Source organism: Streptomyces sp. DSM 106670, assembly GCF_055792845.1.
The window spans coordinates 1097113-1111756 of sequence record NZ_CM147704.1; the positions used below are offsets into that span (position 1 = coordinate 1097113).

14 protein-coding genes are annotated in these 14644 nt (G+C 71.8%); 1 reads left to right on the top strand and 13 read right to left on the bottom strand.

Annotation, left to right across the window (positions count from 1 at the left end; genetic code table 11):
* Positions 1 to 2 precede the first annotated feature (2 nt).
* The 13 genes from secF to pgsA all read right to left on the bottom strand — a co-directional run bounded on the left by secF (position 3) and on the right by pgsA (position 12067).
* Entirely contained in the window at positions 3 to 1088 is a 1086-nt protein-coding gene (secF, locus tag ACSMXR_RS04630; protein ID WP_218526755.1) for a protein translocase subunit SecF, read from the bottom strand.
* Position 1089: 1 nt separating this feature from the next.
* Positions 1090 to 2880, bottom strand: coding sequence for a protein translocase subunit SecD (gene secD, locus ACSMXR_RS04635; protein ID WP_137232286.1), 1791 nt, complete (start codon positions 2878 to 2880; stop codon positions 1090 to 1092).
* Positions 2881 to 3030: 150 nt separating this feature from the next.
* Entirely contained in the window at positions 3031 to 3531 is a 501-nt protein-coding gene (yajC, locus tag ACSMXR_RS04640; RefSeq protein ID WP_137232285.1) for a preprotein translocase subunit YajC, read from the bottom strand.
* Positions 3532 to 3697: 166 nt separating this feature from the next.
* Positions 3698 to 4783 (bottom strand): Holliday junction branch migration DNA helicase RuvB, encoded by a 1086-nt coding sequence (gene ruvB, locus ACSMXR_RS04645; RefSeq protein ID WP_030633286.1) that lies wholly within the window; start codon positions 4781 to 4783, stop codon positions 3698 to 3700.
* Between the two features lie 29 nt (positions 4784 to 4812).
* Positions 4813 to 5439 (bottom strand): Holliday junction branch migration protein RuvA, encoded by a 627-nt coding sequence (gene ruvA, locus ACSMXR_RS04650; RefSeq protein ID WP_376188953.1) that lies wholly within the window; start codon positions 5437 to 5439, stop codon positions 4813 to 4815.
* Complete coding sequence (gene ruvC / locus ACSMXR_RS04655; RefSeq protein ID WP_137232282.1) at positions 5436 to 6032, bottom strand: crossover junction endodeoxyribonuclease RuvC; 597 nt, start codon at positions 6030 to 6032, stop codon at positions 5436 to 5438. The genes ruvA and ruvC overlap by 4 nt, the downstream gene beginning before the upstream one ends.
* Positions 6033 to 6188: 156 nt before the next feature.
* Positions 6189 to 6941: a YebC/PmpR family DNA-binding transcriptional regulator gene (locus ACSMXR_RS04660; RefSeq protein WP_030085918.1), complete on the bottom strand. Its 753-nt coding sequence runs from the start codon at positions 6939 to 6941 to the stop codon at positions 6189 to 6191.
* Between the two features lie 61 nt (positions 6942 to 7002).
* Entirely contained in the window at positions 7003 to 7596 is a 594-nt protein-coding gene (pdxT, locus tag ACSMXR_RS04665; protein WP_103509835.1) for a pyridoxal 5'-phosphate synthase glutaminase subunit PdxT, read from the bottom strand.
* A 6-nt stretch (positions 7597 to 7602) separates the two neighbouring features.
* A complete protein-coding gene (pdxS, locus tag ACSMXR_RS04670; RefSeq protein WP_003970325.1) occupies positions 7603 to 8523 on the bottom strand; it encodes a pyridoxal 5'-phosphate synthase lyase subunit PdxS in 921 nt (306 codons plus the stop codon).
* 146 nt (positions 8524 to 8669) lie between these two features.
* Positions 8670 to 9218, bottom strand: a complete 549-nt coding sequence (locus ACSMXR_RS04675) for a hypothetical protein (RefSeq protein WP_137232280.1) — start codon at positions 9216 to 9218, stop codon at positions 8670 to 8672.
* Positions 9219 to 9294: 76 nt separating this feature from the next.
* Positions 9295 to 10455 (bottom strand): glycosyltransferase family 4 protein, encoded by a 1161-nt coding sequence (locus ACSMXR_RS04680; RefSeq protein ID WP_359145615.1) that lies wholly within the window; start codon positions 10453 to 10455, stop codon positions 9295 to 9297.
* The gene (locus tag ACSMXR_RS04685; RefSeq protein WP_473171293.1) at positions 10452 to 11375 is read right to left on the bottom strand and encodes a phosphatidylinositol mannoside acyltransferase; all 924 of its coding nucleotides are present in this window, start codon (positions 11373 to 11375) and stop codon (positions 10452 to 10454) included. Before ACSMXR_RS04685 ends, ACSMXR_RS04680 begins: the two co-directional genes overlap by 4 nt.
* On the bottom strand, positions 11372 to 12067 hold the full coding sequence (gene pgsA, locus ACSMXR_RS04690; protein ID WP_086778122.1) for a phosphatidylinositol phosphate synthase: 696 nt from the start codon (positions 12065 to 12067) through the stop codon (positions 11372 to 11374). Before pgsA ends, ACSMXR_RS04685 begins: the two co-directional genes overlap by 4 nt.
* A gap of 297 nt (positions 12068 to 12364) precedes the next feature.
* Here pgsA and ACSMXR_RS04695 point away from each other — a divergent pair, with 297 nt between their 5' ends.
* Complete coding sequence (locus ACSMXR_RS04695) at positions 12365 to 14590, top strand: elongation factor G-like protein EF-G2 (RefSeq protein ID WP_473171294.1); 2226 nt, start codon at positions 12365 to 12367, stop codon at positions 14588 to 14590.
* Positions 14591 to 14644: the final 54 nt, after the last annotated feature.

The following is a 14644-nucleotide window of genomic DNA, read 5'->3' on the forward strand; positions in this document are numbered from 1 at the left end:
GCTCAGCGCTTCCCGGGGGTGCGGTGCGACCGGGGGCGGCCGATCGCCGTGCCCGCCGTCTCGGCGCTGTCCGGCGCGTCCTGGAAGCCGTCGTCCTCGGGGGACTCGCCCTTGGCGGCCGCGGCGGCCCGCTTGGCCAGGACACGCTTCTTCAGGGCCTTCATCTGCGGGTCGCGTTCCTTGAGGTCGGCGACGAGCGGCGTGGCGATGAAGATCGAGGAGTAGGCGCCGGCGGCGAGACCGACGAACAGCGACAGCGAGATGTCGTTCAGCATGCCCGCGCCGAGGACGCCGCCGCCGATGAACAGCAGACCGGCCACCGGCAGGAGCGCCACCACGGTGGTGTTGATGGAGCGGACCAGGGTGCTGTTGATCGACCGGTTGGCGATCTCGCTGTACGTGAAGCGGGTCTGCTTGGTGATGTCCTTCTGGCCCTCCTTGAGGCTGTCGAAGACCACCACCGTGTCGTACAGGGAGTAACCGAGAATGGTCAGCAGACCGATCACCGTGCCCGGGGTGACCTCGAAGCCGACCAGGGCGTAGACGCCGACCGTGATGGTGATGTCGTGGATCAGCGCGATGAGGGCGGCGACGGCCATCCGCCACTCGAAGGCGATGGCCAGATAGATCACCACCAGGATCATGAAGACCCCGAGGCCGGTCCACGCCTTGTTGGCGATCTGCTCACCCCAGCTGGGGCCGACCAGGTCCGCGTTGATGTCGTTGGCCGGGATGCCGAGCTCGTCGGAGAGGGTCTCCTTGATCTCGTTGGCCTTGGCGGTGTCGACCTCGGTGATCTGGATGCGCAGACCGCCGTTGCCCAGCTCCTGGACGATGGCCTGGTGCCCGGAGGCCTCGGTCGCCACATCCGTGGCCTGCGAGGTCGAGATCTGAGCCTGGGTGTCGGTCGTGAAGACCGCGCCGCCCTTGAACTCGATACCCATGCGGAGGCCGCCGACCGCCACGCCGATGATGGCCGTGATGGTGATCAGTATCGAGATGCCGTACCAGATCTTGCGGTTGCGGATGAAGTCGTAACCGACCTCACCGCGGTAGAGCCGGGCGCCGAGATTGCCGAGTCGCGACATCTCACGCCTCCTTCGGTTCGGTGGGGGCGTTGACACGGCGCGAGCGGCGCAACGGCGGCTGGGCGCCGAGCCGCTTCGGGTCCAGCCCGGACCACGGACCGCCACTGGAGAAGAACTTCGTCCGGCCCATGAGCGTCATCAGGGGCTTGGTGAAGAGGAACACCACGACGACGTCGAGCAGCGTGGTGAGGCCGAGCGTGAAAGCGAAGCCCTGCACCTTGCCGACGGTCACGATGAAGAGCACCGCGGCGGCCAGGAACGACACGAAGTCGGAGACCAGGATGGTGCGCCGGGCGCGCGGCCAGGCGCGCTCGATGGCCGGCCGCAGCGTGCGTCCTTCGCGGATCTCGTCTCTGACGCGTTCGAAGTAGACGATGAAGGAGTCCGCCGTGATGCCGATGGCGACGATGGCGCCGCAGACCGCCGGCAGGTTCAGCGCGAAGCCGATGGCCGGGCCCAGCAAGGCCATGATCGTGTACGTCAGGATGCCGGAGACCAGCAGGCTGAGCAGGGCGATGAACGCGAGGCCCCGGTAGTAGACGACCAGGTAGATGATGACCAGCGCCAGACCGATCGCACCGGCGATCAGGCCCGCCTGGAGCTGCTCGCTGCCGAGCGCCGCGGTCACCGTGGTGACGCTGACCTCCTTGAAGGTCAGCGGCAGTGCGCCGTAGGACAGGATGTTGCCGAGGTCCTCGGCCGACTGCTGGGTGAAGCTGCCGGAGATCTGGGCGTTCTTGCTGAGCGCCGTGCGCACCGAGGGGGCGGAGACGACCTCGCCGTCGAGGACGATGGCGAACTGGTTCATCGGCGGCTGCTGCTGCGAGAGCCGGCCGGTGATCGTCTGGAACTTCTTCGCGCCCTTGGAGGTGAACTCCATCGACACGATCCACTCGCCGGACTGCTGGTCGATGGCCGCCTTGGCGTCGTCGACGTCGCTGCCGGAGACCTCGGCCGGGCCGAGCACGTACTTCTCGTAGCTGCCCGGGACGTTCGAGCCGCAGGCGACGATCGAGTCGGTGGGCTTGGCGTTCTGGCCCGCCTCCGTGCGCTGCTTGGGGTCGGTGCAGTCGAGCTTGGCGAACTCCTCCTGGAGCTTGGCCGTCGCCGGGTCCGCGGAGGGCGAGGCCTCGGGGGAATCGGACGGCTTCGGCTTGTCGGAGGCGCCGGGGGTCGGGTCGTCCTTCTTCAGGGCGCCGGTGACCGCGCGGCCCTGGGTGGTGGCGCTCGCCGAGGGGGTGGCCTCCGTACCGGTGGCCTCCTCGCCCTCGGGCTTGTCCTCGCCCTTGGCCTTGTCCTCACCCTCGGCGGACTCGCCGGGCTTCGGAGTGGCGCTGCCCGAGGGCGTCGCCGAACCGGAGGGCGTGGGCGCCTCCGGGCCGCTCGCCTGCACCGTCAGAACAGGCCGGAAGTAGAGCTGGGCGGTGGTGCCGACCTGCTCCTGGGCCTGCTTGGAGTTCGTCCCCTTGGGGATGTTGACGATGATGTTCTTCGAGCCCTGGGTCTGGACCTCGGCCTCGGAGACGCCCAGACCGTTGACACGCCGCTCGATGATCCCGACCGCGGTGTCCATGTTGGTCTGGTTGATCGCGTTCGGCTTGCCGGGCTGGTTCTGCGCTTCCAGCGTGATCGACGTCCCGCCGGCCAGGTCGATGCCCAGCCGGGGCGTGGTGTGCCCGGACAGGAACAACCCGCCGGTGAGCGCGACCATGGCGATGAGGATCAGAGCCAGGGCACGCCCCGGCCTGCCTTGACCGCCGGACGGCCCTCGGCCCTTCTTGGGTGCTGCCACCTTCTCGTTTCTCCCTGTCCAACCGCCCCGCGCCGGGTACGCGCCCGAGCGGCCACGAAGTGTAGTGGGGACCCTGCCCCCCGCAGACGACCGCACGGTCCCGGGGACGCCGCGCGCCGGTGGGCGCACGACGTCCCCGGGATCGTGAAACTACTTGGAGTCGGCCTCGCCGTCGGTCTTGCCCTCGCCCTTGGCGTCCTTGACGTCCTTGGCGGCGGCGTCCTTGGCGGGCGCGTCCTCGGTCTCGGCGTCGTCGGCCGCGTCGTCCTTGCCCAGGTCGATCTTGGCGACCTCGGCGGCGTCGGACTCGCCGGTCAGCGAGGAGGCGTCGTCGGGAACGACCGTGCCCTCCGCGTCCAGCTCCGGGTCGTCGCCGTGCACGATGCGGTTGTACTCCGCGTCGTCCAGGACGGCGCCGATGGCGTTCTTCGCGTAGATGGCGTGCACGCCGGGGGCGACCTCGAGGAGAACGGTGTCGTCGTGGACTTCCTTGACGGTCGCGTACATGCCCCCGATCGTCCGGACGCCGGTACCGGGCTGCATGTCGTTGCGCATCTGCGCGGCGGCCGCCTGCTTCTTCTTGGCGGAGCGGGTCATCAGGAACATGGCCCCGATGAGCACGATGAAGGGGAGGAGAGTCAAGAGATCCACGGGACGGGAATTCCTTCGCACGACCGCGCTGGAATGCGGCCTGTATCTACGGGGGTGGGTACACCGACCGGTAAGGGCGGCATCGGCGGAGTCTAAGCGAGTCCGCATCGATGGAACAACGCCCAGCATGACACCGGGGTTCCTGTACACGCGAACCTGTGACGCATCACGCCCCGAACAGACCCTGTTGTCCCTTTGCTCCGTGCTGCGGCGGGACCAGGCCCAGATGCGCCCAGGCAGCGGGGGTCGCGACCCGGCCGCGCGGCGTCCTGGCCAGCAGTCCTTCCCGTACGAGGAAGGGCTCGGCGACCTCCTCGACGGTCTCCCGCTCCTCCCCCACGGCGACCGCCAGGGTGGACAGGCCGACCGGGCCGCCGCCGAAGAGCTTCAGCAGCGCGCCGAGGACGGCACGGTCCAGCCGATCGAGTCCGCGGGCGTCAACCTCGTACACCTTGAGGGCGGCCGCGGCGATCTCCCGGTCGATCGCTCCCTCCGCCTTGACCTGGGCGTAGTCGCGAACCCGGCGCAGCAGCCGGTTGGCGATACGGGGGGTGCCGCGGGAGCGTCCGGCGATCTCGGCGGCGCCCTCCACGTCGATCTCGACGTCGAGGAGGCGGGCGGAGCGGTGGATGACGCGCTCCAGCTCGGCGGGGGCGTAGAACTCCATGTGCCCGGTGAAGCCGAAGCGGTCGCGCAGCGGGGGCGGCAGCAGTCCGGCCCGGGTGGTGGCCCCGACCAGGGTGAAGGGGGGCAGCTCCAGCGGGATCGCGGTGGCGCCGGGACCCTTGCCGACGATGACGTCGACCCGGAAGTCCTCCATCGCCATGTAGAGCATCTCCTCGGCGGGCCGGGACATGCGGTGGATCTCGTCGAGGAAGAGGACCTCGCCCTCCTGGAGGGAGGAGAGGATCGCCGCGAGGTCGCCGGCGTGCTGGATGGCGGGGCCCGAGGTGATGCGGATCGGGGCGTTCATCTCGGCGGCGATGATCATCGAGAGGGTGGTCTTGCCGAGGCCGGGGGCGCCGGAGAGCAGCACATGGTCGGCGGTGGCGCCGCGGGCGCGGGCGGCCTTGAGGACCAGGTCGAGCTGTTCGCGGACCTTCTCCTGGCCGACGAACTCCTCCAGGTCCTTGGGGCGCAGGGCCGCCTCGACCGCGGTGTCCTCACCGTCCGCGTCGGCGTCGACCAGCCGGTCGTCGAGGACCGGGCCGGTCGGCTCGTCGGTCTCGGGTCCGGTCTCGTCCCAGTTCATCAAGGGCCTCTTCGGTGGTTCGGTGCCGGTCAGCGGGCGCGGTTGAGAGTCTGCAGGGCGGCCCGCAGCAGCTGCGGCACGGGGGGTGCGGTGCCTTCGGCGACGGCGGCCTCGGCCTGCGGGGCGACGGCGTTGACCGCCTCGTCGGCCTCGCGGCTCGCGTAGCCGAGGCCGATCAGGGCGGCCTGGAGCTGGTCGCGCCAGCCGGAGGTCACAGGGGTCCCGATGCCCTGCTGGCCGATGTGTGCGCCGACCGGTTCGCCGAGCCGGTCCTTGAGCTCCAGAAGCAGCTTCTGGGCGCCCTTCTTGCCGATGCCGGAGACGGCGGTGAGCGCCTTCTCGTCGCCGGTGGAGACCGCGAGGCGCAGGGCGTCGGGGCTGTGGGTGGCGAGCATCGCCTGGGCGAGGCGGGGGCCGACGCCGCTGGCGGTCTGGAGCAGCTCGAACACCTGCCGCTCGTCGTCGTCGGCGAAGCCGTAGAGCGTGAGCGAGTCCTCGCGGACGACCAGCGAGGTGGCGAGGCGGGCCTCCTTGCCGACGCGCAGATCGGCGAGGGTGTGCGGGGTGCACTGGACGGCCATGCCGATGCCGCCGACCTCGATGACGGCCGTGGTCGGGGCGAGGGCGGCCACCGGGCCGGAGACGAAGGCGATCATGCGGTGCGGCCTTTCAGCGTGCGGGACGTGCCGGTCGTGCGCGGGGCGCCGGGCGTACGGGAGGCGCCGGGCGCGGCCTGGGTGCGGTGCGCGGCGACCGCCTGCTGGAGGCGGTTCTGCGCGGGCGCCCGCCAGATGTGGCAGATGGCGAGCGCGAGGGCGTCGGCGGCGTCGGCGGGCTTGGGCGGTGCGTCCAGCCGCAGCAGCCGGGTGACCATCGCGCCGACCTGGGCCTTGTCGGCGCGGCCGGAACCGGTGACGGCCGCCTTGACCTCGCTGGGGGTGTGCAGGGCGACCGGGATGCCGCGGCGGGCGGCGCAGAGCATGGCGATGGCGCTGGCCTGGGCGGTGCCCATCACCGTACGGACGTTGTGCTGGGCGAAGACGCGCTCGACGGCCACATAGCCCGGGGAGTGTTCGTCGAGCCACTGCTCGATGCCGCGCTCGACGGCGACGAGCCGGTCGCCGAGCTCCGCGTCGGCCGGGGTGCGCACGACGCCGACGCCGAGCATGGTCAGCGGGCGGCCCGCGACCCCTTCGACCACGCCGACACCGCACCGGGTCAGCCCCGGGTCGACACCCAGAACCCGCATGGAGCTCCCCCCTGTCCTCGACGCTCGCCGCGCCCGCTCGATCATCTGTTCCCGCAGGCTATCGGCTCGCACTGACAAACCGTCGTAACCACAGGACGACGGGCCGACGGGGAGTGCCCCGTCGGCCCGTCGTGTGAAGCCGTGCCGGCCGTGCCGTCAGGCGTCGACCTTCTCCATGACCTCGTCGGACACGTCGAAGTTGGCGAAGACGTTCTGCACGTCGTCGCTGTCCTCCAGCGCGTCGATGAGCTTGAAGATCTTGCGGGCGCCCTCTTCGTCCAGCTCGACCTGCATGGTCGGCAGGAAGTTGGCCTCGGCGGAGTCGTAGTCGATGCCCGCCTCCTGGAGCGCGGTGCGCACCGCGACCATGTCGGTGGCCTCGCTGACCACCTCGAAGGTCTCGCCGAGGTCGTTGACCTCCTCGGCGCCCGCGTCGAGGACCGCGCCGAGGACGTCGTCCTCGGTCAGCTCGCCCTTGGGCACGATCACGACGCCCTTGCGGTTGAACAGGTACGAGACGGAGCCCGGGTCGGCCATCGAGCCGCCGTTGCGGGTCATCGCGACACGTACGTCGGAAGCGGCGCGGTTGCGGTTGTCGGTGAGGCACTCGATGAGCACCGCGACACCGTTGGGGCCGTAACCCTCGTACATGATCGTCTCGTAGTCGGCGCCGCCCGCTTCGAGACCGCCGCCGCGCTTGACGGCGGACTCGATGTTCTTGTTCGGGACGGAGCTCTTCTTCGCCTTCTGGATGGCGTCGACGAGCGTGGGGTTGCCGTCGGGGTCGACGCCGCCGGAGCGGGCCGCGACCTCGATGTTCTTGATCAGCTTCGCGAAGAGCTTGCCGCGCTTGGCGTCAATCACGGCCTTCTTGTGCTTCGTCGTAGCCCATTTAGAGTGGCCGGACATCTGCCTTCTCCTTCGCGTCACCAAAATCGAGTCGAACCCGAGAGATCCTACCGGGGTCCGCTCAGTTCACTGCGCGCACCATGTCCACGAACAGGGCATGTACGCGATGATCGCCGGTCAGTTCGGGGTGGAACGAGGTGGCGAGGGCGTTTTTCTGCCGGACGGCCACGATGTGCCCGCCGTGTTCGGCGATGACCTCGGCCTCGGCCCCGACGGACTCGACCCAGGGCGCGCGGATGAAGACGCCGTCCACCGGGCCGCCTTCGACGCCGTCGACCTCGACCGCGGCCTCGAACGACTCGTTCTGCCGGCCGAAGGCGTTGCGCCGCACGATCATGTCGATGCCGCCGACGGTCTCCTGGCCCGAACGCGGGTCCAGGATCTTCTCGGCCAGCAGGATCATTCCGGCGCAGGTGCCGTAGACCGGCATACCGGCCCGGACCCGCTCGCGCAGCGGCTCCATCATGCCGAAGAGCACGGCCAGCTTGGACATGGTGGTGGACTCGCCGCCCGGGATGACCAGGCCGTCCACCTCGGCGAGTTCCTCGGGGCGCCGGACCGGCCTGGCCACGGCGTCCGCCGAGGCCAGGGCGATCAGATGCTCCCGTACGTCACCCTGGAGAGCCAGGACGCCGATCAGGGGGGTGTCGCTCATCAGTGGTTACCAGCCGCGGTTGGCGTAGCGCTCGGACTCGGGCAGCGTGTCGCAGTTGATGCCGACCATGGCCTCGCCCAGGTTGCGGGAGGCGTCCGCGATGACCTTCGGGTCGTCGTAGAAGGTGGTGGCCTTCACGATGGCGGCGGCGCGCTTGGCCGGGTCGCCGGACTTGAAGATGCCGGAGCCGACGAAGACGCCCTCGGCGCCGAGCTGGCGCATCAGCGCGGCGTCGGCCGGGGTGGCGACGCCACCGGCGGAGAACAGCACGACGGGCAGCTTGCCGAGCTCGGCGACCTCCTTGACCAGCTCGTACGGGGCACGGAGGTCCTTGGCGGCGGCGTACAGCTCGTTGTTGTCGAAGCCGCGCAGCCGGGCGATCTCGTTCTTGATCTGGCGCAGGTGGCGGACGGCCTCGACGACGTTGCCGGTGCCGGCCTCGCCCTTCGAGCGGATCATGGCCGCGCCCTCGGCGATGCGGCGCAGGGCCTCGCCCAGGTTGGTGGCGCCGCAGACGAAGGGGGTGGTGAAGGCGAACTTGTCGCTGTGGTTGACCTCGTCGGCCGGGGTGAGGACCTCGGACTCGTCGATGTAGTCGACGCCGAGGGACTGGAGCACCTGGGCCTCGACGAAGTGGCCGATGCGGGACTTGGCCATGACGGGGATGGAGACGGCCCCGATGATCTCCTCGATCATGTTGGGGTCGGACATCCGGGCCACGCCGCCGTCCTTGCGGATGTCGGCCGGGACCCGCTCCAGGGCCATGACGGCCACGGCGCCCGCGTCCTCGGCGATCTTCGCCTGCTCGGCGTCGACAACGTCCATGATCACGCCGCCCTTGAGCTGCTCGGCCATGCCGCGCTTGACGCGGGCGGTGCCGGTGGCGGGGGACTCGGCGGACTGCGGGGTGCTGGGAAGCGTGGACACGGGACCTCACTCGGTGAAAAGACGCTGGATGCTGCATCGCCGAGCAAACGCCGCGGGACCGGTCCACAGCAAGGGCCAATGAACAGGCCGTGGATCGTTTTGGCCCCGGCCCCACGCCGGGTCCGCCCCCGGCCCCGCCCCCGGACTCAGGTGCCCGGGCGGTCCGCGAGGGCCACCGGCGGGGCGTCGTCCATCTCGAAGGCCAGCGGGAAGGGCGCGTGCCCGGCGAGCCGGAAGAGCCGGACGGTACGGTGCCGGCGCAGCGCGCGGGCGGCGCGCACGGCGTCGTTGTGGAAGCGCCGGGCCATGGGTACGCGGCGTACGGCGGCGGCCAGTTCGGTGGCGGCCTCCTCGCCGCCGGGGATCTCCTTCACCGCGTCGACCTGGGCCGGTTCGCCGAAGACGGCGCGCAGGGCGGTGCTCAGTTCGCTCTCGGCGACCTCGCGGTGGTCCTCCTCGGACTGCCGGGCGGCGTGCGCGGCCTCGTACAGGACGATCGAGGCGGCCGGGTCCAGGACGCCGGAGGTGGCCAGCTCCTGGGTGACCGAGGCGCGGCGCAGCAGTTGGGCGTCGAGGGCGGCGCGGGCGGCGTCGATCCGGGAGTGCAGGCGGTCGAGGCGGCCGGCGGTCCAGCTGAGGTACACGCCGATCGCGACGACGGCGAGGACGATCCAGACGATGAGGGTTACGGTCACGGGCCCACACGCTACCGTCGCGCGGGGCCCGGCCCTCAACCGCCGGGAGCCCCGGCGTCGGCGGGAGCCCGCGCGGTCAGTCCCGGGCCAGCCCGAACCGGGCCCGCAGCCCGGAGCGTTCGTCCGCGGCGACCGAGGCGGCCCCGTCGGTCACCGTCTCGTACACCGCGAGGATGTCGGCCCCCACCGTCGCCCAGTCGAAGCGCCGTACGTGGGCCTCGCCGCGCTCGCGCAGCCCCTTCCGGCGCTCCGGGTCGCCCAGCAGCCGGATCGCGGCGGCGGCCAGCGCGTCGGCGTCCTCGTTGGCGAACAGGTCGCCGGCCGCGCCCTGGTCCAGGACCTGGGCGAAGGCGTCCAGGTCGCTCGCCAGCACCGGCGCTCCGGCCGACAGCGCCTCGACCAGGATGATGCCGAAGCTCTCGCCGCCGGTGTTCGGGGCCACGTACACATCGACGCTGCGCAGCAGCCGGGCCTTGTCCTCGTCGCTGACCATGCCGAGGAACTCGACGCGCTCGCGCAGTTCCTTCGGCAGCGAGGCCACCGCCTCCTCCTCGTCGCCGCGCCCGGCGACCAGCAGCCGGGCCTCGGGGCGGGCGGCGAGGATCGCGGGCAGCGCCTTCATCAGGACGGGCAGGCCCTTGCGGGGTTCGTCGATGCGGCCGATGAAGCCGAGGGTCTGGCCCTGCCATTCGGCCTTCGGCTCGGCCTTGGCGAAGAAGCCGACGTCGACGCCGTTCGGGATGACGACGGCGTCCCCGCCGAGGTGTTCGACCAGCGTGCGCCGGGCGTACTCGCTGACCGCGATCCGCGCGCTGATCTTCTCCAGCGCGGGCTGGAGGATCGGATACGCGGCGATCATCGCCCGGGAGCGCGGGTTGGAGGTGTGGAAGGTGGCCACGATCGGCCCCTGCGCCGCCCAGCAGGCCAGCAGCCCGAGCGACGGGGAGGTCGGCTCATGGATGTGGATCACGTCGAACGTGCCGTCGTGCAGCCAGCGCCGCACCCGGGCCGCCGACAGGAAGCCGAAGTTCAGCCGGGCGACGGAGCCGTTGTACGGGACCGGGACGGCCCGGCCCGCCGAGACGACGTACGGGGGCAGCGGTGTCTCGTCGTCGGCGGGGGCCAGCACGGAGACCTCGTGGCCGAGCCGGATCAGATGCTCGGCGAGATCCCGGATGTGGAACTGCACGCCGCCCGGTACGTCCCAGGAGTACGGGCAGACGATGCCGATCTTCACGTGGGTTCCCCCCGGGGGTCCAGGTCGTCCAGCCAGAGCCGCTGGAGCATGTGCCAGTCCTCCGGGTGCTCGGCGATGCCGCCGGCGAAGGCGTCGGCCAGGGCCTGGGTCATGGCGGAGGTCTTCTCGGCGCGGGTCCCCTCCTCCGGCACCTCGACCGGCGGGTGGACGCGTGCGCCCATCACCGGCGTGCCGTCGTACCAGAGGGTCACCGGCAGCAGCAGCGCGCCCGTCTGCTGGGCGAGCAGCGCCGGGCCCGCGGGCATCCGGGCGGTGGCGCCGAAGAACGACACCTCGACCCCGGACGCGGACAGGTCCCGGTCGGCCACCAGGCAGATCAGGCCGCCCGCGCGCAGCCGCCGGGCCAGGGTGCCGAAGGCGGTGCCGCCGCTGTGCGGCAGGACCTCCATGCCCAGGCCCTCGCGGTAGGCGACGAACCGGTCGTAGAGCGTGGCGGGCTCCAGCCGTTCGGCGACGGTGGTGAAGGGGACCTTGAGGTCGGTGGTGACCCAGGCGCCCGCGAGGTCCCAGTTACCCAGGTGCGGCAGGGCGATGATCACGCCGTTCCCGGCGTCCAGGCCCTCGGTCAGATGGTGGGCGTCCTTGACGTCGATGCTCGCCTTGATGCGCTCCGGCGTCCAGGTCGGCAGCCGGAAGGACTCCATCCAGTAGCGCATGTAGGAGCGCATCCCGGCCCGGGACAGCTCGGCCAGCCGCTCCGGGCCCGCGTCGGGGACGACCCGGGCGAGGTTCGACTCCAGGCGCAGCACGCTCTTGCCGCGCCGCTTCCACGTCTGGTCCGCGATGGTGCGGAAGAGGCGGGCGGCGGCGGGCTCGGGCAGCTTCTTGACGGCGCTCCAGCCCAGTCCGTACAGCCCGTCGGTGATCCGGCCCTTCAGACCGGACGCTCCGGCGCTCACCGGTCGGCCTCGCTCCCCCGCCCGGCGGCGTCCGCTCCCGCCGGACCGGCGGCGGCCTCCGCGGCGTCCGCCTCGGCGGATTCGCGGCGTACGGTCACCACGCGCTGGATCAGCGTCACGAGGCTGCCCGCGGCGACGATCCACAGCGCGATCGGCAGCAGGACGTCGATACCGGGGACGCCGAACGTGTGCAGTCCGGCGAGACCGGCGGCGACCAGCGAGATGACCAGGCGCTCGGCGCGCTCCACGAGGCCGTTGACCGCGACCGGCAGGCCGATCGACTCGCCGCGCGCCTTGGTGTACGAGACCACCTGGCCGCTGGCCAGGCAGAAGATCGCGACGGCGCACAGGATGTTGTCGTCACCGCTGCCCGCGTACCAGAGGGCGAAGCCGGCGAAGATCGCCCCGTCGGCGACCCGGTCCAGCGTCGAGTCGAGGAACGCGCCCCACCGGCTGGAGATCCCGGCCTGCCGCGCCATGTTGCCGTCGACGAGGTCGGAGAAGACGAAGATCGTGATGACGATCGTGCCCCAGAAGAACTCCCCCATCGGGAAAAAGACCAGCGCACCTGCCATCACTCCGGCCGTGCCGATGAGAGTGACCGCGTCGGGGCTGACCCCGAGGCGGAGCAGCAGAGCGGCGAACGGTGTGAGGACACGCGTGAAGAATGCACGCGCGTACTTGTTCAGCATGGCCTTCCCGAGGGTTCGGTTCGCCGGAGGACCCCTACGGCCACCGGCTGGCCCATCGTAGTCACCACCGGTGCCCCGCACCGGACGGGCACCCGCCGCCGGGTGTCACACCGGCCCCCGCCCGGCCCCGCGGCGCCGCTGCGCGACGTATGGACGGGGCCCCGCTCCGGTGCCAAGCTCGAAGGACCGCGGGCGTCGCCGAAGCCGCCGCGGCGGCCTCCCCGTGCCCGTGACCACCGCTGCTCCGCGCGCGGTCGCCCTCCCCCGCACCGCGCCATCGACCGGGAGGCACGCATCATGGGCGACAAGGCACACGCACATTCCGGAGCCGCCGGAGGAGTACCGACGGCCGACCACCCCGCCGCCGTACGGAACGTGGTGCTGGTCGGCCCCAGCGGTTCGGGCAAGACCACGCTGGTCGAGGCGCTGGCCCTGACGGCGGGGGCCGTGAACCGGGCCGGGCGGGTCGAGGACGGGGCGACCGTCTCCGACTACGACGAGATCGAGCAGCGCCGACGGCGTTCCGTACAGCTCTCACTGGTTCCGGTGGCCTGGGACGGCTGCAAGATCAATCTGCTGGACACCCCCGGTTACGCGGACTTCGTCGGCGAGCTGCGGGCCGGTCTGCGCGCGGCGGACGCGGCCCTCTTCGTCGTCTCGGCGGCCCAGGACGCCTCGTCCGTGGCCGCGACCACCCGGGCCGCCTGGGAGGAGTGCGCGCTCGTCGGCATGCCGCGGGCGATCGTCGTGACGCATCTGGACACCGCCCGCACCTCCTACCGGGAGATGAACCGGATCTGCGCCGAGGCCTTCGGGGGCGACGACCCCGACGCCGTACTGCCGCTGTACCTGCCGGTGCTCGGCCCCGAGGGCGCCGACGGGCACGCCCCGCTCACCGGGCTGACCGGGCTGTTGAGCCGGCGGATCCTCGACTACTCCTCGGGCGAGCGCGCCGAGCTGCCGCCCGCGCCCGGCCAGGAGGAGCCGCTGCGGGAGGCCCGGGAGCGGCTGATCGAGGGGATCATCGCCGAGAGCGAGGACGAGTCCCTGATGGACCGCTATCTCGACGGCGAGGACATCGACGTCGCGACGCTGATCGGCGATCTGGAACGAGCCGTGGCCCGGGGCTCCTTCCACCCGGTCCTCACCGCGGCTCCGGCGGCCGAGGGCGCCCGCCAGGGCATCGGCACCGTGGAGCTGCTGGAGCTGATCACCCGCGGCTTCCCGACCCCGCTGGAGCGCACCCCGCCCGCCGTCACCACTCCCTCGGGCACACCGCAGCCCGCGCCGGTCTGTGATCCCGGGGGCCCGCTGGTCGCCGAGGTCGTCAAGACGGCCTCCGACCCGTACGTGGGCCGGGTCTCGCTGGTCCGCGTCTTCTCCGGCACCCTGCGGCCCGACGACGCCGTGCATCTGTGCGGCCACGGTCTGACCGCGACGGGCCACGCGCCGCGCCCCTGCCACGAGGCGGAGATCCGGGTCGGGGCGCTCAGCTCGCCGTTCGGCCGCCGGCAGCACGCCCTGGACCGGTGCGTCGCGGGCGATCTGGCGTGTGTGGCCCGGCTCGGCGAGGCGGAGACCGGCGACACGCTCTCCCCGGCCGGCGACCCGGTCCTGATCGAGCCCTGGACGACGCCCGACCCGCTGCTCCCGCTGGCCGTACGGGCGCACGGCAAGGCGGACGAGGACAAGCTGTCGCAGGGCCTGGCCCGGCTGGTCGCCGAGGACCCCACGCTGCGCCTGGAACAGAACCCGGACACCGGTCAGGTCGTCCTGTGGTGCCTGGGCGAGGCCCATCAGGAGGTCGCGCTGGAGCGGCTGCGCAGCCGGTACGGCGTCCAGGTCGACGCCGAGCCGCACCGGGTGCCGCTGCGCGAGACGTTCGCGGGCCGGGCGGCCGGGCGCGGACGGCACGTCAAGCAGTCGGGCGGGCACGGGCAGTTCGCGATCTGCGAGATCGAGGTGGAGCCGCTGCCGCCGGGCTCCGGCATCGAGTTCGTCGACAAGGTGGTCGGCGGTTCGGTGCCGCGTCAGTTCATCGGCTCGGTGGAGAAGGGCGTCCGGGCCCAGGCCGCCCGGGGGCTGGCCGCCGGGCATCCGCTGGTCGACGTGCGGGTCACGCTGCTGGACGGCAAGGCGCACTCGGTGGACTCCTCGGACGCCGCCTTCCAGACCGCCGGGGCGCTCGCGCTGCGGGAGGCCGCGTCCGACACCCGTATCCAGCTCCTGGAGCCGGTCTGTGAGGTGAGCGTCCTGGTTCCGGACGACTACGTGGGCCCGGTGATGAGCGATCTGTCGGGGCGGCGGGGCCGGGTCGTGGGCACCGAACAGAGTCCGGGCGGGCGCACCCTCGTACGGGCCGAGGTGCCGGAGATCGAGGTCGGCCGGTACGCGGTGGACCTGCGCTCCCTGTCGCACGGCACCGGCCGCTTCGACCGTACGTACGCCCGGCACGAGGCGATGCCGCCGCAGCTCGCCGACCGGGTCCGCGCCGAGCGGGCGGACGGGTCACCCGGCGCGTGACCGGCGCACTGTCGCACACACCGTCCGCGTACCCGCCGGTGACCGGTGGTGGTG

What these genes read in the sequence shown, in the direction of transcription:
- ACSMXR_RS04660 (WP_030085918.1), bottom strand. Translation starts at nt 6,941, where the DNA reads ATGTCCGGCCACTCTAAATGGGCTACGACGAAGCACAAGAAGGCCGTG.
- ruvA (WP_376188953.1), bottom strand. Translation starts at nt 5,439, where the DNA reads ATGATCGCCTTCGTCTCCGGCCCGGTGGCCGCCCTCGCCCCGACCACG.
- ruvC (WP_137232282.1), bottom strand. Translation starts at nt 6,032, where the DNA reads ATGCGGGTTCTGGGTGTCGACCCGGGGCTGACCCGGTGCGGTGTCGGC.
- pgsA (WP_086778122.1), bottom strand. Translation starts at nt 12,067, where the DNA reads ATGCTGAACAAGTACGCGCGTGCATTCTTCACGCGTGTCCTCACACCG.
- secF (WP_218526755.1), bottom strand. Translation starts at nt 1,088, where the DNA reads ATGTCGCGACTCGGCAATCTCGGCGCCCGGCTCTACCGCGGTGAGGTC.
- pdxT (WP_103509835.1), bottom strand. Translation starts at nt 7,596, where the DNA reads ATGAGCGACACCCCCCTGATCGGCGTCCTGGCTCTCCAGGGTGACGTA.
- ruvB (WP_030633286.1), bottom strand. Translation starts at nt 4,783, where the DNA reads ATGAACTGGGACGAGACCGGACCCGAGACCGACGAGCCGACCGGCCCG.
- ACSMXR_RS04695 (WP_473171294.1), top strand. Translation starts at nt 12,365, where the DNA reads ATGGGCGACAAGGCACACGCACATTCCGGAGCCGCCGGAGGAGTACCG.